This window comes from Mycolicibacterium vulneris, assembly GCF_002104765.1.
Lineage (GTDB): Bacteria > Actinomycetota > Actinomycetes > Mycobacteriales > Mycobacteriaceae > Mycobacterium > Mycobacterium vulneris.
Map to the genome: position 1 here is coordinate 100,007 of NZ_NCXM01000005.1, position 15,206 is coordinate 115,212.

At 65.8% G+C, this 15,206-nt stretch carries 17 protein-coding genes and 1 tRNA gene; 12 read left to right on the plus strand and 6 right to left on the minus strand.

The window, feature by feature from the left end; genetic code table 11:
• Window positions 1-3 precede the first annotated feature (3 nt).
• Window positions 4-1,998 carry an ATP-dependent DNA helicase gene (locus tag B8W69_RS06490; RefSeq protein ID WP_085289085.1) on the minus strand — a complete coding sequence of 665 codons (1,995 nt, stop codon included), beginning with the start codon at window positions 1,996-1,998 and terminating at the stop codon, window positions 4-6.
• A gap of 72 nt (window positions 1,999-2,070) precedes the next feature.
• Window positions 2,071-3,387, minus strand: a complete 1,317-nt coding sequence (locus B8W69_RS06495; protein ID WP_085289086.1) for a nicotinate phosphoribosyltransferase — start codon at window positions 3,385-3,387, stop codon at window positions 2,071-2,073.
• A gap of 66 nt (window positions 3,388-3,453) precedes the next feature.
• Here B8W69_RS06495 and clpS point away from each other — a divergent pair, with 66 nt between their 5' ends.
• The 8 genes from clpS to rdgB all read left to right on the plus strand — a co-directional run bounded on the left by clpS (window position 3,454) and on the right by rdgB (window position 9,314).
• The gene (gene clpS, locus B8W69_RS06500; protein ID WP_064950340.1) at window positions 3,454-3,759 is read left to right on the plus strand and encodes an ATP-dependent Clp protease adapter ClpS; all 306 of its coding nucleotides are present in this window, start codon (window positions 3,454-3,456) and stop codon (window positions 3,757-3,759) included.
• Window positions 3,760-3,783: 24 nt separating this feature from the next.
• Window positions 3,784-4,365: an oxidative stress transcriptional regulator AosR gene (aosR, locus tag B8W69_RS06505; protein ID WP_085289087.1), complete on the plus strand. Its 582-nt coding sequence runs from the start codon at window positions 3,784-3,786 to the stop codon at window positions 4,363-4,365.
• Window positions 4,366-4,375: 10 nt separating this feature from the next.
• Window positions 4,376-5,425, plus strand: a complete 1,050-nt coding sequence (locus tag B8W69_RS06510; protein ID WP_085289088.1) for a P1 family peptidase — start codon at window positions 4,376-4,378, stop codon at window positions 5,423-5,425.
• 102 nt (window positions 5,426-5,527) lie between these two features.
• Complete coding sequence (locus tag B8W69_RS06515; RefSeq protein WP_085289089.1) at window positions 5,528-6,217, plus strand: rhomboid family intramembrane serine protease; 690 nt, start codon at window positions 5,528-5,530, stop codon at window positions 6,215-6,217.
• Window positions 6,214-7,029, plus strand: coding sequence for a glutamate racemase (gene murI / locus B8W69_RS06520; protein ID WP_085289090.1), 816 nt, complete (start codon window positions 6,214-6,216; stop codon window positions 7,027-7,029). Before B8W69_RS06515 ends, murI begins: the two co-directional genes overlap by 4 nt.
• A 72-nt stretch (window positions 7,030-7,101) precedes the next feature.
• Window positions 7,102-7,884, plus strand: a complete 783-nt coding sequence (locus tag B8W69_RS06525) for a cyclic nucleotide-degrading phosphodiesterase (protein WP_085289091.1) — start codon at window positions 7,102-7,104, stop codon at window positions 7,882-7,884.
• Window positions 7,885-7,926: 42 nt separating this feature from the next.
• On the plus strand, window positions 7,927-8,706 hold the full coding sequence (rph, locus tag B8W69_RS06530) for a ribonuclease PH (RefSeq protein ID WP_085289092.1): 780 nt from the start codon (window positions 7,927-7,929) through the stop codon (window positions 8,704-8,706).
• Complete coding sequence (rdgB, locus tag B8W69_RS06535; protein ID WP_085289210.1) at window positions 8,703-9,314, plus strand: RdgB/HAM1 family non-canonical purine NTP pyrophosphatase; 612 nt, start codon at window positions 8,703-8,705, stop codon at window positions 9,312-9,314. The genes rph and rdgB overlap by 4 nt, the downstream gene beginning before the upstream one ends.
• A 32-nt stretch (window positions 9,315-9,346) precedes the next feature.
• On the opposite strand, the gene B8W69_RS06540 is transcribed toward rdgB, so the two are convergent.
• On the minus strand, window positions 9,347-9,697 hold the full coding sequence (locus tag B8W69_RS06540; RefSeq protein ID WP_085289093.1) for a DUF3817 domain-containing protein: 351 nt from the start codon (window positions 9,695-9,697) through the stop codon (window positions 9,347-9,349).
• The gene (locus B8W69_RS06545; protein ID WP_085289094.1) at window positions 9,694-10,074 is read right to left on the minus strand and encodes a hypothetical protein; all 381 of its coding nucleotides are present in this window, start codon (window positions 10,072-10,074) and stop codon (window positions 9,694-9,696) included. Before B8W69_RS06545 ends, B8W69_RS06540 begins: the two co-directional genes overlap by 4 nt.
• A gap of 96 nt (window positions 10,075-10,170) precedes the next feature.
• On the opposite strand from B8W69_RS06545, the gene B8W69_RS06550 reads away from it, so the two are divergent.
• Window positions 10,171-10,254 (plus strand) — tRNA-Leu (locus tag B8W69_RS06550).
• Between the two features lie 121 nt (window positions 10,255-10,375).
• Window positions 10,376-11,092, plus strand: a complete 717-nt coding sequence (locus tag B8W69_RS06555) for a hypothetical protein (protein ID WP_085289095.1) — start codon at window positions 10,376-10,378, stop codon at window positions 11,090-11,092.
• Here B8W69_RS06555 and B8W69_RS06560 read toward each other — a convergent pair.
• Both B8W69_RS06560 and B8W69_RS06565 read right to left on the minus strand, forming a co-directional pair.
• The gene (locus B8W69_RS06560; RefSeq protein ID WP_085289096.1) at window positions 11,080-12,183 is read right to left on the minus strand and encodes a tyrosine-type recombinase/integrase; all 1,104 of its coding nucleotides are present in this window, start codon (window positions 12,181-12,183) and stop codon (window positions 11,080-11,082) included. The two genes, B8W69_RS06555 and B8W69_RS06560, sit on opposite strands and share 13 nt — an antisense overlap.
• 4 nt (window positions 12,184-12,187) lie before the next feature.
• Window positions 12,188-12,478: a helix-turn-helix domain-containing protein gene (locus tag B8W69_RS06565; RefSeq protein ID WP_085289097.1), complete on the minus strand. Its 291-nt coding sequence runs from the start codon at window positions 12,476-12,478 to the stop codon at window positions 12,188-12,190.
• Between the two features lie 123 nt (window positions 12,479-12,601).
• On the opposite strand from B8W69_RS06565, the gene B8W69_RS31255 reads away from it, so the two are divergent.
• A complete protein-coding gene (locus B8W69_RS31255) occupies window positions 12,602-12,919 on the plus strand; it encodes a hypothetical protein (protein ID WP_085289098.1) in 318 nt (105 codons plus the stop codon).
• A 161-nt stretch (window positions 12,920-13,080) separates the two neighbouring features.
• The gene (locus B8W69_RS06575; RefSeq protein ID WP_085289099.1) at window positions 13,081-14,889 is read left to right on the plus strand and encodes an AAA family ATPase; all 1,809 of its coding nucleotides are present in this window, start codon (window positions 13,081-13,083) and stop codon (window positions 14,887-14,889) included.
• Window positions 14,890-15,206: the final 317 nt, after the last annotated feature.

Below are 15,206 nucleotides of genomic sequence, written 5' to 3' on the forward strand. Positions count from 1 at the left end.
CGCTCAGGCCGACAGGCCCTCCTGCGAATCCGACGCGGTGCGCAATCGCTGCAGCGCCTGGCGCACCTGCTCCCCGTTGGTGGTCTGCCAGAACGGCGGCAACGACGCCCGCAGGTAGCCGCCGTAGCCGGCGGTGACCATGCGCGAGTCGAGCACTGCGACCACTCCGCGATCGGTGACGCGGCGCAACAGCCGCCCGGATCCCTGCGCCAGCAGCAGCGCCGCGTGGTTGGCCGCGACGGCCATGAAGCCGTTGCCGCCGCGCGCGGCGACTGCCCGCTGCCGCGCACCTAGCAGTGGATCGTCGGGCCGGGGGAACGGGATCCGGTCGATCAGCACCAACGACAGCGACGGCCCGGGCACATCGACGCCCTGCCACAGCGACAGCGTGCCGAACAGCGACGTCTGCGGGTCGGCGCTGAACTGCTCGACGAGCGCCGATGTGCTGTCGTCGCCCTGGCACAGCACCGGCGTCGAGAGGCGTTCGCGCATCGCCTCGGCGGCCGCCCGGGCCGCCCGCATCGACGAGAACAAGCCCAGGGTGCGCCCGTCGGCGGCGGCGATGAGTTCGGCGATCTCGCTCAGCTGCTCGGCCGAGCCGGTGCCGTCGCGGCCGGGTGGCGGCAGGTGCGCGGCCACATACAGGATCCCGGCTTTGGCGTGCTGGAACGGCGAACCGACGTCCAGGCCGCGCCACCGGGCGTCGTCGTCCTCGGCGGTCAGTCCCCACGCCGCGGCCATGGCGTCGAACGAGCCGCCGATGGTCAGCGTCGCCGACGTCAGCACCACCGTCGAACGCGAGAACACCCGCGACCGCAGCAGCCCCGCGACCGACAGCGGCGCCACCCGCAGCACCGGACGCGACGAACCCCTGATCTCCTCGTGCTCCAGCCACACCACGTCGGTGCGGTCGGGGATGGCCGGGCCGAACGATTCCAGCACCCGCGACGCAGTGTCCGAGATCTCGCTCAGTGCCGCAACGGCTTCGGCGCGCGCCGACGCCGCCTTGGGGTCGTTGGTGGTGTCGATCGCCGAGCGCGCCGCGGTCGACACGTCGCGCAGCGCGGTCAGGTAGGTCGCCAGCTCGTCGTCGAGGCGGTCGATGCGGCCCGGCGCGCCGTCGTGGATGACCGAGGCGAAGTTCGCCGTCGTCGCCTCCAGACGCTGGACCAGTTCCGGGTCCACCACTCGGGCGATCCGCCGGGCGGCCACCCCGAGGGAGGCCGACGTCAGCTCCGCGGTGGCCACCGACGTCACCCGGTCCACCAGCTCGTGTGCTTCGTCGACGACCAGCAGCGCATGCTCGGGCAGCACCGCCGATTCGGCGACCGCGTCGATGGCCAGCAGCGCATGGTTGGTGACCACGACGTCGGCGCGGCCGGCCTGCGCCCTGGCGCGTTCGGAGAAACACTCGCTGCCGAACGGGCAACGCGCCACGCCGAGGCATTCCCGCGCGGAAACGCTGACCTGCGACCAGGATCGGTCCGGGACGCCGGGCTTCAGGTCGTCGCGGTCGCCCGATTCGGTGCTCGACGCCCATTCGGTGAGCCGCTGCACGTCGCGGCCCAGGGCGCTGACCGCCATCGGGTTGAAGAGTTCCTCCTGCGGCCGGTCGTCGCCGTCATCGCCGTCGGCGGCAGCACCGTTGTGAACCTTGTTCAAGCACAGATAGTTTCGCCGCCCCTTGAGCAACGCGAACTGCGGGCGGCGCGGCAGGGCATCGGCCAGCGCATCGACCAGGCGGGGCAGATCGCGATCGACGAGCTGGCGCTGCAGAGCGATCGTGGCCGTGGACACGACGACGGGGGAGTCGTCGTCAAGTGCGTGGACGATCGCGGGCACCAGGTATGCGAGCGATTTGCCGGTGCCGGTGCCGGCCTGCACCACCAGGTGCTCCTCGGTCGCGAAGGCCCGCGCCACCGCGGCGGCCATCTCCTGCTGGCCGCCGCGTTCACTACCGCCGAGTGCGGCCACCGCGATGGCCAGCAGCTCGGACACGGAAACGTCGGACGTGGCTACCCTCTTCGCTGTTCAGGGCGGCGCTGGCGCCGCGGCATCTTTCGCGCGCTGCTAGCGCCGGCCCGCGGGAATCTGCGTCGTCGTGACCGCAGGATCGCCGTGCGACAAGTTCAATCCCTCCCACGGCAGACTGCGCAGCCCGGAAGTTACCAGCTCGCGCGCCGCGGCGAGGTTCGGTTTGGACACCAGTTCTCCACCGCGGACCAGCGGGACGGTCAACACCCGGGACGGATCGGAGACGGCGGGCTGTTGGCCGGCGGGATACACGACCTCCTCGGTGATGGTTCCCGATCCGCGCGACAGGCGCAGCGCCTCCTTGCGCCCGCCGTGAGATTCCTTGTGGCTGCTGCGCTTCTGCACCGGCCGGCCGTCCACCTCGACGAGTTTGTACACCATGTTCGCCGTCGGGGCGCCCGAGCCCGTCACCAGCGACGTGCCCACGCCGTAACTGTCCACCGGCTCGGCGGCCAGGGCCGCGATGGAGAACTCGTCCAGGTCACCCGAGACCACGATGCGGGTCCCGCCGGCTCCCAGCCTGTCGAGCTGTTCACGCACCTGGCGGGCCAGCACGCCCAGCTCGCCGGAGTCGATGCGCACCGCACCGAGCCCGGTGCCGGCGGCGGCCACCGCATTGGCCACACCGGTCGTCACGTCATAGGTGTCCACCAGCAGAGTGGTGTCCACGCCGAGCGTGTCGACTTGTGCCCGGAAAGCCGCCAATTCGGTCGATTCCGTGGGGGAGTCGGCGCGGGCAAACAGCATGGTGAACGCGTGCGCGGAGGTGCCCTCGGTGGGTATTCCGTAGCAGCGCTGCGCCTCCAGATTGGACGTCGCCGCGAAGCCGGCGAGGTAGGCGGCGCGCGCCGCGGCGACGGCCGCCTGCTCGTGCGTGCGCCGCGACCCCATCTCGATCAACGGCCGCCCCCGGGCCGCGCTGACCATGCGCGCCGCGGCGGACGCGACCGCGGTGTCGTGATTGAAAATCGACAGCGCCAGCGTCTCGAGCACCACGCATTCGGCGAACGTCCCGCTCACCGACAGCACCGGGGAACCGGGGAAGTACAGCTCGCCCTCGGCGTAGCCGTCGATGTCCCCGCCGAACCGGAATTCGCGCAAGTAGCGCAACGTGTCCGCGTCGAGGAATTGCCCCAGCGATTGGCACGCCTGGTCATCGAAGCTGAACTGCGGCAGCGCTTCGAGCAGCCGGCCAGTCCCGGCGACCACGCCGTAGCGGCGGCCTTCGGGAAGACGTCGGGCGAAAAGCTCGAAAGTTGTCCGCCGATCTGCGCTGCCGTCTCGCAGTGCCGCCGCCAGCATCGTCAGTTCGTACTTGTCGGTCAGCAGCCCAGTAACGACCGGGTCGTTCATTCCATAACGGTATCGGCTGTGATCGGGGCTCGGAAACGACGTCCAACCCTCGGTATCGTGTAGGCCATGGTTGTTATGTCAGCGCCCACTAAGCCGGGCACTACAGGACAACGAGAGTCCGCTCCGGTAGAGGCCACGTCGAGTCCGTGGGTCACGATCGTCTGGGACGACCCGGTCAATCTGATGACCTACGTGACGTATGTGTTCCAGAAGTTGTTCGGCTACAGCGAGCCGCACGCCACCAAGCTGATGCTGCAGGTGCACAACGAAGGAAAGGCCGTGGTGTCCGCCGGCAGCCGCGAGTCCATGGAAGTCGATGTGTCCAAGCTGCACGCCGCCGGTTTGTGGGCGACCATGCAGCAGGACCGCTGAAACTCGAGGCGCTGGCGATTCCCTGTGCGCAAATGGAAGCGGGTCGAGACCGCGAGCGGTCCCTGTTTTCGCTCGTCCCTGGCTCCGCATGAGGCCACGCTGCTCAAGAACCTGGCCACCGCGATGATCGGCCTGCTCGACGAGCGTGAATCTTCCTCGCCCGCAGACGAACTCGAGGAGATCACCGGGATCAAGACCGGCAACGCCGACCCGCCGAAAGATCCCACGTTGCGTCGGCTGCTTCCCGACTTCTACCGGCACGAAGACGAGGACACCGCGCCGCCCGACGACGCGGACAGCCTCAACGCCGCGCTGCGCAGCCTGCACGAGCCGGACATTGTCAACGCCAAACGCGTTGCCGCACAGCGGGTACTGAGCACGATCCCCGAGGACGGCGGTCGCTTCGAGCTGACCGAGGACGACGCGAACTCCTGGGTCGCGGCGGTCAACGACATCCGGCTGACTCTGGGAGTCATGCTCGAGGTCGGGCCCGAAGGCCCGGAGCGCCTACCGGCCGACCATCCGCTGGCCGTGCACTTCGACGTGTACCAGTGGCTGACGGTGTTGCAGGAGTACCTGGTCCTGGTGCTGATGGGGCACCGATGATCGGCGACAGATGAACGCCATCACCGACGTCGGCGGCATCCGCGTCGGCCACTACCAACGACTGGATCCCGACGCATCCCTGGGCGCCGGCTGGGCCTGTGGCGTCACCGTCGTGCTCACCCCGCCGGGCACCGTCGGCGCCGTCGATTGCCGCGGCGGTGCGCCCGGTACCCGCGAGACCGACCTGCTGGACCCGGCCAACACCGTGCGGTTCGTGGACGCGGTGTTGCTCGCGGGAGGCAGCGCCTACGGTCTGGCCGCCGCGGACGGTGTCATGCGCTGGCTGGAGGAACGCGAACGTGGCGTGGCGATGGACGGCGGGGTGGTGCCCATCGTGCCGGGGGCGGTGATCTTCGATCTGCCGGTCGGCGGCTGGGAGTGCCGGCCGACTTCCGAGTTCGGCTACGCCGCCTGCGCCGCCGCCGAGGACGGCGCGGCGATGGGTGTCGGGAACGTCGGCGCGGGGGTGGGGGCGCGCGCCGGCGCGCTCAAGGGCGGCGTCGGGACCGCGTCGAGGATGCTGCCGTCCGGGGTGACCGTCGGGGTGGTGGCCGTGGTGAACTCGGCGGGCGAGGTCGTCGACCGGGGCACCGGCTTGCCGTGGATGGCGGACCTGACCCGGGAGTTCGGCCTGCGGCCGCCGCCGGCCGAGCAGGTCGACGCCTTCGCCCGGTTGCCGTCCCCGTCGAATCCGGTGGACAACCCGCTCAACACCGTCATCGCGGTGGTGGCCACCGACGCCGCCCTGAGCTCGGCGGCGTGCCGGCGGGTGGCGATCGCCGCTCACGACGGCCTGGCGCGCAGCATCCGGCCGGCGCACACGCCGGTCGACGGTGACACGGTGTTCGTGCTGGCCACCGGCGCGGTCGAGGTGGACGCGGGGGCCAGTTCCAAACCACCGCCCGCCGCCTTCTCCCCGGAGACCCCGTTGGCCACCGAGGTGGGCATCGCCGCCGCCGATTGCCTGGCGGACGCGGTCTTGGGCGGTGTGCTGGCCGCGGAGTCGATCGCAGGCATACCGAGCTACCGCGACGTGCTGCCCGGGGCCTTCGGTCGATGAGATCGACCGGCCGGCGCCGGTAGCCTTGACATGCTGGAAACACGCTGGAAGGGCAGCCATGGGTAAGACCACCACCGCGCCGCGACGATGCAGAGCGGAGCGATGAGGAGGAGTGGCGCTCGTGGCTCCACGGGACGCCCCGACGCGCGCGCCGACCAGCGGACGAAGCGGTCCACCGCGGCGGTGGGCGCCGTAACGATCCTCACCTTCGTGGCGTTGCTCTATCTCGTCGAGCTGATCGACCAGCTGTCCCGGCATTCGCTGGACGCCAACGGCATCAGGCCGCTGCAGGCCGATGGTTTGTGGGGCATCGTTTTCGCGCCAGTGTTGCACGAGAGCTGGCAGCACCTGGCAGCCAATACCGTTCCGCTGCTGGTCCTGGGATTCCTGATGACCCTGGCCGGCCTGTCCCGGTTCGTCTGGGCGACCGCCATCGTGTGGATCCTGGGCGGCTTCGGCACCTGGCTCATCGGCGACGTCGGCAGCAGCTGCCGCCCCACCGACCACCTCGGCGCCTCCGGCCTGATCTTCGGCTGGCTGGCCTTTTTGCTGGTGTTCGGGATCTTCGTGCGCCGGATGCGCGACATCATCATCGGGCTGATCGTGATGTTCGCCTACGGCGGCGTCCTGCTCGGAGCCATGCCCGTGCTCGGCAGATGTGGTGGGGTGTCATGGCAGGCCCACCTGTGTGGGGCGATCGCCGGCGTCGTGGCCGCCTACATGCTGTCGGCGCCGGAACGTAAGGGCCGGACGTCGAGGAACGCCGGCACCGTTTCGCGGCCCAAGACATGAGCTCGCCATTGGCACCCATCGGGGTCTTCGACTCCGGTGTCGGGGGACTCACCGTCGCGCGGGCGATCATCGACCAGCTGCCCGACGAGGACATCATCTATGTCGGCGATACCGGCCACGGTCCGTACGGCCCGCTGTCCATCCCCGAGGTCCGCGCGCACGCGCTGGCCATCGGTGACGACCTCGTCGGCCGCGGCGTCAAGGTGTTGGTCATCGCCTGCAACACGGCGTCCGCGGCGTGCCTGCGGGACGCGCGCGAACGCTACGACGTGCCCGTCGTCGAGGTGATCCTGCCTGCGGTGCGTCGCGCCGTCGCCACCACGCGCAACGGCCGCATCGGCGTCATCGGCACCCAGGCGACCATCAACTCGCACGCCTATCAGGACGCGTTCGCCGCCGCCCGCGACACCGAGATCACCGCGGTGGCCTGCCCGCGCTTCGTCGACTTCGTGGAGCGCGGCGTGACGAGTGGCCGTCAGGTGCTCGGGCTGGCCGAGGGTTATCTGGAGCCGCTGCAGCGCGCGCAGGTGGACACGCTGGTGCTCGGCTGCACGCACTACCCGTTGCTGTCCGGGCTCATCCAGTTGGCGATGGGTGACAACGTGACGTTGGTCTCCAGCGCCGAGGAAACCGCCAAGGAAGTGCTCCGGGTGCTGACCGAACGGGACCTGCTCCGGCCCCACGACGCACCCCCCGCGACACGGGTTTTCGAAGCCACCGGCGACCCCGCGGCATTCACCGCGTTGGCGGCGCGCTTCCTGGGTCCGGCGGTCACCGGCGTCCAGCCCGTTCATCAGGTGCACATTGATTGACCTGCGGACGAGATTCTCGTCACACCAATGCGGCGATGTTTTCGGCACGGTCCTATCGGGCATGGCACAGTAGTGTCCGTGCGAATAACCGTGCTCGGCTGCTCGGGCAGCGTGGTGGGTCCGGACTCGCCCGCGTCGGGTTATCTGCTCCGGGCACCGGACACTCCGCCGTTGGTCATCGACTTCGGCGGGGGCGTTCTGGGCGCACTACAGCGCTATGCCGATCCCGGTTCCGTGCACGTGCTGCTGTCCCATTTGCACGCCGACCACTGTCTGGATTTGCCCGGACTTTTCGTGTGGCGTCGCTACCACCCGACGCGTCCGCTGGGGAAGGCGTTGCTCTACGGCCCGGGGGACACCTGGTCGCGGTTGGGTGCGGCGTCGTCGCCTTACGGCGGTGAGATCGACGACTGTTCGGACATTTTCGACGTTCGGCATTGGGTCGAAGGGGAGCCGGTGACGATCGGCGCGCTGACGGTGACGCCGCGAGTGGTGGCTCATCCGACCGAGTCCTACGGCTTGAAGATCACCGACCCCTCCGGCGCCTCGTTCGTCTACAGCGGTGACACCGGCTTCTGCGATCAGCTCGTCGAGTTGGCTCGCGGCGCCGACGTCTTTCTCTGCGAGGCCTCATGGACGCACTCGCCGGACCGCCCGCCCGCGTTGCACCTGTCGGGCACCGAGGCAGGCCGGGCCGCGGCCGAGGCGGGCGTGCACGAACTCCTGCTCACCCACATCCCGCCATGGACCTCGCGCGAGGACGTCATCAGCGAGGCCAAGGCCGAGTTCGATGGACCCGTGCATGCGGTGGTGTGCGGCGAGACGTTCGATATCCGCCGCTCCGAGCGGGTCTGAGCCACCCGCGGCGCCGCCGAATTGCCCGCTAGTGTTGGCGGCGTGACGAGACGAGAAGACGGCCGCCTTGACGACGAGCTCCGGCCCGTGGTCATCACCCGCGGTTTCACTGACCACCCCGCCGGTTCGGTATTGATCGAATTCGGCCACACCAAGGTCATGTGCACCGCCAGCGTGACCGACGGGGTGCCGCGCTGGCGCAAGGGATCGGGCCTGGGGTGGTTGACCGCCGAGTACGCGATGTTGCCGTCGGCGACCCACACCCGCTCGGACCGCGAGTCGGTGAAGGGCCGCCTGTCCGGGCGCACCCAGGAGATCAGCCGGCTGATCGGGCGGTCGCTGCGGGCGTGCATCGACCTGGCGGCGCTGGGGGAGAACACTATCGCCGTCGACTGCGATGTCTTGCAGGCCGACGGCGGCACCCGCACCGCGGCCATCACGGGCGCCTTCGTGGCGTTGTCCGACGCGGTGACCTATCTCGCGGCGGCGGGCAAGCTGTCGGATCCGCGGCCGTTGTCGTGTGCGATCGCGGCGGTCAGCGTCGGCGTGGTCGACGGGCGGATCCGGGTCGACCTGCCCTACGAGGAGGACTCCCGCGCCGAGGTCGACATGAACGTCGTCGCCACCGACACCGGGACCCTCGTCGAGGTTCAGGGGACCGGCGAGGGGGCGACGTTCCCGCGCTCGACGCTGGACAAGCTGCTCGATGTGGCGCTGGCCGCCTGCGACAAGCTGTTCACCGCGCAGCGCGAGGCGCTGCAGCAGCCATACCCCGGTGTGCTCCCCGAGGGCGCCCCGGCGCCGAAGGCGTTCGGCAGCTGACCCGGCTGCTGGTCGCCAGCCGCAACCCGAAGAAGCTGGCGGAGTTGCGTCGGGTGCTCGACGCGGCCGGCCTGACGGGATTGGCCTTGGTGTCGCTTGACGACGTGGCGCCCTTCGAGGAGGCGCCCGAGACCGGCGCGATTTTCGAGGACAACGCGTTGGCCAAGGCGCGAGATGCCTTCGCCGCGAGCGGGCTGGCAAGTGTGGCCGACGATTCCGGGCTGGAGGTCGCCGCGCTCAACGGCATGCCCGGTGTGCTGTCGGCTCGCTGGTCGGGTCGGCACGGCGATGACGCGGGCAATACCGCGTTGCTGCTGGCGCAGCTGCGCGACGTGCCCGACGCACGGCGCGGTGCGGCGTTCGTGTCCGCCTGTGCGCTCGTCTCGGCCGCCGGCGAGGTCGTCGTCCGCGGCGAGTGGCCCGGCAGCATTGCCCGCGAACCGCGTGGCGACGGCGGCTTCGGCTACGACCCGGTCTTCGTTCCCCACGGGCATGACCGCACGGCAGCACAGCTGAGCGCCGCGGAGAAGGACGCCGTCTCGCATCGCGGTCGCGCGCTGCGGCTACTATTGCCGGCGCTGGAAACGCTGGCCCGATCCGGGGGCTAGGGCGCCCGGCGCCAGGCGGGAGCTGCTCGGGCTCACAACCCGAAACGCGCCTTGACGTCCTTGCTTTGGAAGTGCTCGACGATGATGCCGAGCAGCGGGATGGTCCCGGACAGCAGCACGCCGACCGTCTTGCCGAGCGGCCAGCGCACCTTGACCGCCAGATTGAAGGCGGTCAGCACGTAGATGAAGTACACCCAGCCGTGGACCACTTCGATCCACCGGATCTCGTGGCCGAAGGCGAGGTGCGAGACGATCTCGTAGCACAGTGCGATGAGCCACAGACCCGTCGTCCACGCCATGATCCGGTAGCCGAGCAGCGCGGTGCGGATCTTGTCGACGGGCACTGCGGGCACAGATGTTCCGGGCGTCTCCGGTGTGGTCATGCGGTTGTCCTCTTCTGCTTTTCGGCGTCTTGCGCCGCGAGCTCGGCCAGGTAGGTGTTGTACTCGCGCAGCGCGGGGTCGTCGGGTGCCTGTGACGTGGGCTTGGGTCGCTCGGGCAGCAGCCCGGCGGGTATCTCCGTCATCGCGTCTGTGCTCCGTGGCTGTGGTGGTTCCTCTTCATAGCGAACGAATTTGCGGTAGGCGTACACGCAGAATCCGGCGAACAGCGGCCACTGCAACGCATAGCCGAGGTTCTGAAAGGAGCCGGAGACGGAATTGAACCTGGTCCACTGCCACCAGCCCAGGGCCAGGCAGCCGCACGCCGCGACGATCACCAGCGCGATGAGCGCGGGCCTGCGACGATGCGTAGTGGACACCCCTTGACCGTACCGCTCACGATCTGGGCCCGGCGAATTCGTCGGGCCGCTCACCGACGATCTCTGAAGCCTTCAAGGCTGTACGATCGGCACGCCGCGGGCGTGATGGAATTGGCAGACATGCCGGCTTTAGGTGCCGGTGCTCGAGAGAGCGTGAGGGTTCGAGTCCCTCCGCCCGCACTGGAATGTGAGCAGCTCAGATGGTGTTTTGGGTGCCTAATTCAGTCCCCGTGAACACATTTTGAGCACACTTCAATGTGAGCCTTGCAGCCACCAATATGAGCGACATACGGTGCCAGGCGTGTTCTACACACCAGGTTGGCAGGCCATCCTCAGCGCCACCGGCGTCGGCACACTCGCAGGCGTGATTGTGACGCAGGTGTTTAACGTATGGACGAGGCACATCGATGCGAAAATCCGGGACGCGGATCGACAGCAGGAACGGGAAATCCGGGACGCGGATCGGCAGCATGAACGAGCAGTGGCCTACCAGCAGCGGATATGGCAGGCAAAGCATGATGCGCTCACACGCCTGATATCCGCGTGCCGGTTCGTCAAATGGCAGGCGCAGCTCACCGGTGCCGAGAACACCGACGAAAAGCGCAGGCGCGCAATGACAATCAGAGCGCTGGACCTATTTAGGGACAAGATCGGCAACGAGGACGGCATCAGCGAGATCACGGCATACGCGTCGGAGCCGGTTCGCAAGGCGCTTGACGAAGTGCTGGAAGAAATAAATGAGCAACGGCGCAAACATTTGCCCGCACTATTGAAACTCCGAAGCATCGGCATGCAATGGGACGCGGTGGGCAAGGAGCCACTGACAGACACTTCCGGTGCCCCGGTGGCGCAAGCGCAGCAGCTCCTGCAGCAGCGCTCCTACCTCTTCAGCCAGCGGGAGCAGGCGCATAGTGATATCGGCGGCGCGTCCGACCTCGACGTCGACTGGGTCATCGACTTGTGCGACCGGGTGATCGATGTTGCACGCCAAGACCTAGAAGGCCGTTATTCCGAGTAAGTGTTCCGTCGCGTTACTTCGCGTGCATACCGGCTGTGCAACGTCGCGGCCACCGCATCGAGGTCGGTGTCGAACAGGTCGGCGTACACGCGCAGCGTCACCGATGGATCTTTGTGCCCGAGCATCCGCGCCAGCGCCAGCACGTTGACGCCCGCTGAGACGGCCAGTGAGGCACAGGTGTGCCGCAGGTCATGCGGCGTCACCGATTGCACGCCGGCGGCCCGCACAGCCCGCGTAAACCAGCCATTGCTGCTCTTGGGCCGGGGCAGATACCGACCGTCCGGTGTCGAGAACACGAGATCATTCAGACCCTTGCCGGCGCAGGCCACCGACAACTCGTTGAGCACGAATTGCGGCACCGGTACCGACCGCGCTTCGCGGCCCTTTGTGGGTCCGACCTCATGCCTGACCCCGATCTGCACCGCGTTCGACGAGACCGAGATCCGCCGACGCAGGAATTGCACGTCACGCACCCGCAGGCCAATTGCTTCACCCCATCGCAGACCGCAGTAGGCCAGCACCAGCACCAGGGCGCGGTGCTCACCGGCTTTGTCGGCAAGTAGCGCCACGTCATCAGCGGAGAGGTAAACACGGCGCTTGCCAAGCTTTTTCGGCAGGTTATCGACACCCTTGGCTGGATTAGCTTGCAGGCGTCTGCCTTTCACAGCGTCGGTCAGGATACCGCTCAGCACACCATAGGCGCGTAGCACCACCGTGGGCGACTTGTCGGATAGATCAGTGATCCAATCTTCGACGCCGATCAGATCAACGTCGGCTAGTGGCACATTGCCCCAAGTCGATTCGACGTGGACGCGCCATGCGGTCTCTAGCGTTCGATAGTGACTCGGTGCGCTTGACTTCTTTTTGCGAGCCAGCCAGGCCGGTGCCAGTGAACCGACCGTGACGCGACCCATAGAGGGCGCGACGTAAGTCCCTGACAACTTTTTGACTTCAACGTCATTGGCGAACGTCTGAGCATCACGCTTGCGTGTAAAACCGCGCTTGGTGGTTTGCTTTCCGTTAGGCTGACGGAACCGCACCGCGTAACGTGTTGTACCACTAATGGTTTCGTAGCTCTCGATAGTGGCCATGGTTTTACTTTCCTTTGTTGATAATTCTATGCACGGTGCCGACTGAGCAGCCGACCTCGTTGGCGATGGACCGCATGGACTGCCCGTCGCGGTGCAGTCGGCGGATTTCTTTGTCTCGGTCGGTGGTGTCGACCTGGCGGTTGGGTCGGAGCTTGCCGTCGATTCCTTTGGTCATGTCGACGGTGACCATGCCGTCGCTGTCGGGTTGATAATCGTCGCTGCTCTGGCGACGCCTATGCACTGTCGACTTACTCAGACCCTTCTCGGCAGCGATAGCTCGAATACTTCTGCTCATAAGCGTTCAACTGTACCGCTGGGACGATTGAACACCAAACGGGCAGGCCCAAGCCTTAGTAATAAGTCAAATGACTCAGTGATATTGCACGAGTTCTGAGCCAATGCATCCCAATTTGACAACATGAAATCGCTGGTTATCGTCGGTTTCAAGGCGGTGACGACCACCCGCCACAGATTGGAACTCACAATGCCCACAACAAAACTCAAGACCGACTTGTCAAAGCTTCTCGCTGACAACGGCCTTGACCTCACTGTGCTGCCGCCCGTCATGACACCACCGGAGACCGCGCAGGTTCTACGGACCACCGTCACCTCACTTGCTCAGGATCGGTTTCGGGGCGTCGGTGTCCCATATGTTAAGTACGGCAGCAGGATTCGCTATCTGCGCGCCGACGTGGGCAAGTACCTGCTCGACAATCATGTGACACCAAGCGCATGAGTACTACACCGTTAACGCCAAAGGGCACGCTGGCGAATCGACAAAGCAAGTATCCCAACGAAATTAAGGACACCTGACATGGCCGGAATTGACAACACGACATAGAGAAAGACGAAAGGCTAGGGACGTAACTCCCTAGCCAATCGCTTGAGGTCTCGGACATGACCACCAACAACACCAATAACGATACCAGCGCCAGCGACTCCACGCCAACCGATTGGCAGCCATACAAACCCAGCACCACCATTACACCGTGGCACCCAGATCCGGTGTTACCAGGCTGCGAAGACTGGGACGACGAATATCAATGGGGCCTGGCAATCCAAGATGGCATCTCACTCTACGTGGCACCGGACATTCCCAAGGTTCGTGAGCACAACATAGCTGCACGCAAGCGATGGGATGCCGCCCAAGAGGATAGGCGGCGCGAGAGCGCAAAGCGTCGAGCCAGCATGTCTGACGACGACCGCCACGAACGTGCGCTCAGACTACTTGACTGGCGGTGTTTCACTGGCCAGCGCTGCGGTAAACAAGGCTTCCCGGCGCTGGCGCTGCTAACCGGTGGGGACCATAGTCCGCGAGACGCGGAGACAAATAAGGCTCTTAGGTACCTCGCACCATTGGTCAACGACCAAGATCTCACCCGTGAAGACCTGCGCGATGCGATCATTCGCGCCAACGAACTCAACGGCAGCCTGTCGGACCCCAAAAATAAGAATCGTGCACAAGTCGAGGCTGACATAGACCGCGCCATAAGTAAATTCACTGAACCGTTCGACTGGACAAGGATGGATAGCGAGCGCGGCATACCCGCCGAGATACGAAAGACCAACGGTGCCAGCGTGAACAGAAGCGCTGGGACTGGTGCGGCACTGAGTCAAAAGACTCAAACCAACAGTGCCGCGACGGAGTCAGCGATATCCATGCCGAAACTGTGGAACGCCAGCGACCTGAAACCCGGCAAGCCAGTGGAATGGCTTGCACGGCAACGTATACCACGCAGCGCAGTAAGCCTGTTAGTTGGTGAGGAGGGTATCGGCAAAAGCCTGTTCTGGATCTGGATTGTCGCAGCCATCACGACTGGGGCCGCGCTGCCAGCCTTTGGGATCGAACAAGGTCAGCCCCAGCCCGTCGTTTTGGCTGTGACCGAGGATGATTGGCAAGACACGGTTCGCCCACGCTTGGAGGTGGCCGGGGCCAATCTCGATATGGTGCGGCTTATTTGCATTGACGACGACGGTAGCGGCGCTCCTGTGTTTCCGCGTGATGGACAACTCATCATCGACGCCGATCCGGCCCCGGTTCTGGTGGTTATCGACCCATGGTTAGATACCGTCTCGCCAGACCTCAAGGTGCGCAACACCCAAGACGCTCGACTAGCGCTGCACCCGTTCAAAGAGATTGCGACCAAAACCAAGGCAGCGATACTACTGGTGACCCACACGAATCGACTCGACTCGTCCAACCCGCGTGACCTATACGGGGTCTCGGCAACGCTGCGCCAGAAGGCGCGAATGTCGTTGTTCTGCATAGAGAATGACGAGGGCAATCTAGTTGTCGGACCCGAGAAGGCCAACATGACTCAACTCGTCAATGCGACGATACTGACCAAGCAATCGGTGTGGCACTTCCAAGACAGATTTGAAGATGAGGGCAGCGTTCCCAGGCTTCAATACATCGGACAATCCGATAAAACGATTCGTCAACACGTCGCCGAGATGAGCACACTCAAGCGCGCTGGCGATGATGAAACCGTGAGCGCGCAAGTGTGGCTGGCCGGGTTCCTGCGAGATGGACCCCAGTGGTCCAACACTGTCGTTGAGGCGGCGAAGGAACGCGGTATTAGTAAGGATCGTGTTGACCGGGCCAAGCTCAAAATTCATGCGATATCCAAACGTGTCGACGGCAATGGGGGCTGGTTTATGTGTTTGCCAGAGCATGAGGGAAGGCAACCAGAGACCCCGAGATGACGCCACCAGATCGGGGTGTGGTGTTATCCGTGCGATCTGGGGCCTTGGCTGGTCAGAGCACCCTTCTGGCCAGATCGCATCCCAGATAGCGCGATCTGGTCCAGATAGGTGTGTTAAGTGCGAAGACCCCAGATAGCACTAGTAAGAACATGCGATCTGGGGCAATCTTCGGGGTAGGTCGGTAAAACAACGGAAGGCTTTGCTGGGAAGCTTTGTTTTTGCAGCACCGGTGAACATGCAGCAATGGGTAGCACCGACGTAATCTGGCGACCGTGCAACTGAGATCCACCGACACGATTCGCGGTCAACGGCTATGG

Excerpts from the sequence above, each read along its gene's own strand:
- B8W69_RS06560 (WP_085289096.1), bottom strand. The coding sequence starts at position 12,183 with ATGGCCACTATCGAGAGCTACGAAACCATTAGTGGTACAACACGTTAC.
- B8W69_RS31255 (WP_085289098.1), top strand. The coding sequence starts at position 12,602 with ATGAAATCGCTGGTTATCGTCGGTTTCAAGGCGGTGACGACCACCCGC.
- B8W69_RS06565 (WP_085289097.1), bottom strand. The coding sequence starts at position 12,478 with ATGAGCAGAAGTATTCGAGCTATCGCTGCCGAGAAGGGTCTGAGTAAG.
- B8W69_RS06515 (WP_085289089.1), top strand. The coding sequence starts at position 5,528 with ATGAGGAGGAGTGGCGCTCGTGGCTCCACGGGACGCCCCGACGCGCGC.
- B8W69_RS06510 (WP_085289088.1), top strand. The coding sequence starts at position 4,376 with ATGAACGCCATCACCGACGTCGGCGGCATCCGCGTCGGCCACTACCAA.
- clpS (WP_064950340.1), top strand. The coding sequence starts at position 3,454 with ATGGTTGTTATGTCAGCGCCCACTAAGCCGGGCACTACAGGACAACGA.
- B8W69_RS06540 (WP_085289093.1), bottom strand. The coding sequence starts at position 9,697 with ATGACCACACCGGAGACGCCCGGAACATCTGTGCCCGCAGTGCCCGTC.
- B8W69_RS06575 (WP_085289099.1), top strand. The coding sequence starts at position 13,081 with ATGACCACCAACAACACCAATAACGATACCAGCGCCAGCGACTCCACG.
- murI (WP_085289090.1), top strand. The coding sequence starts at position 6,214 with ATGAGCTCGCCATTGGCACCCATCGGGGTCTTCGACTCCGGTGTCGGG.
- B8W69_RS06495 (WP_085289086.1), bottom strand. The coding sequence starts at position 3,387 with ATGAACGACCCGGTCGTTACTGGGCTGCTGACCGACAAGTACGAACTG.